The following is a 1,709-nucleotide window of genomic DNA, read 5'->3' as shown; positions in this document are numbered from 1 at the left end:
CATAGCCTGTGCAACGCACATATTTTGAGGGATCTGATTTATATAGAAGAAGCTTTTGATGCTCCCTGGGCAACCAAAATAAGAAAACTACTAGTACGTGCCAAGAAAAAGAAAGAGCAAGATCCTGATCTGAAATCTTCATATTATACAAGGGTATTCAACACCTTTACTAAAACAATACGGCCCATTATCAAAGGCTATGATAAGAAATTCAAGAAAACTGATGAGCAACGTTTTGCTTTTGCTTTAGAAAAACATAAATACCTCTTTCTTGAATTTATCAAACAACCCTTAGTGCCTTTTGATAACAATCAGGCGGAACGTGATTTAAGGATGATCAAGGTCAAACAAAAAGTGTCGGGATGTTTTCGATCACAAGATCATATCCATTACTTTTCCAGAATCAGGGGATACATCTCAACACTTAGAAAGAATAAGCAATCTATATTAGAATGTCTTATCGATGCATTCAATGAAAAACCATACATCCCAATGAAGGGTGAATAGTTACAATAGGACGAATTATTCATCTAATATACTGAAAATCAATGCTTTATTCTAAAAAAACCATACTTATTTTATTGATAATCAGTTAATTATATTTTTGTTATGTACTTAGTTTTAAAGGATAAAAATGGTGAAAAACAAGAATAGATAAAAGATCTGAAAGATAAGGATTTAAAAGAATAGTTCCGGCTTCAGCTAGTAGGGGGGACAGGGCAAACTCATACTTTTCGAGTTGATTTTTGGGGTATTTTTTTGTATTAAAAGACTTGATTTCAAGTTGGTTAATAGTGGTTTTTTAGATTAAAAGAAAGTGTATTGTATTGATAGTCAATATAATATATATTTTGAAAAACACAAATTCACTACAGTCAATTTTTAGTCAAATGGAAGATCCTAGAAGCCATATAAACCAATTTCACAATTTTATTGACTCCTTCTTATCGGAATAATTTCAGTAATTTGTGGAGCAGAAACTTGGAAACAAATGGTGGGGTTTGCGAAGTCAAAAGAAGCATTTCTTAAAACTTTTCTCGAATTACCCAACGCAATACCTTCAGAAGACACTATAAACAGATTGTTTTCGGCAATCGATAGCCTGGAATTTGAAAAGTACTTTACTCAATGGGTAACTACGGTAAGCAGTCAGCACAAAGGGCAAATCATTGCTATTGATGGGAAGACAATTCGAGGAGCAAAATCACACGGAAAAAAATCTCCAATTCATATGGTAAGTGCTTGGACTTGCCAAAATAATATGGTTCTAGGTCAAGTGAAAACGGCTGAAAAATCTAATGAAATAACTGCGATCCCAGAACTTATAGAAGCCTTGGATATTTCAGGAACTATCGTGACCATCGATGCAATGGGAACACAGCTTGATATTGCCAGTAAAATCATTGAAAACAATGCTGACTATATTTTGGCGGTCAAAGGAAATCAAGCTGGATTATTGCAAGATATCCAAGATGAATTCAAATTCTCTAAACAAGTCATATCTGTTACCGATATGGATTTAGGACATGGTAGGATAGAAACAAGGACTTGTAGTGTGATTTCAAATTTTGAGTTTGTTAACCTAGTGTCAAGTCAATTATTAATTGACGGATAAAGTTTTTTGAGTTTGATTCTGCAATTTTCCGTTGTGAATTGCCAATTTATTTTGGCATTAAGATTATTTCTATATTCTTGCCAAGCTTCAACTT

At 33.4% G+C, this 1,709-nt stretch carries 1 protein-coding gene and 1 pseudogene; both read left to right on the top strand.

Features of this window, described 5'->3' with window-relative positions:
• Positions 1 to 507: transposase (locus F0000_RS27205; protein WP_149627835.1), on the top strand; the 507-nt coding region annotated here is incomplete at its 5' end.
• Between the two features lie 344 nt (positions 508 to 851).
• A pseudogene (locus F0000_RS27200) lies at positions 852 to 1,579 on the top strand (ISAs1 family transposase); the annotation flags it as partial.
• Positions 1,580 to 1,709: the final 130 nt, after the last annotated feature.

The organism is Aquimarina sp. RZ0, assembly GCF_008370685.1.
Classification (GTDB): Bacteria; Bacteroidota; Bacteroidia; order Flavobacteriales; family Flavobacteriaceae; genus Aquimarina.
The sequence above is the reverse complement of the archived record's forward strand: the minus strand, read 5'-3'. Positions and strand labels throughout refer to the sequence as shown.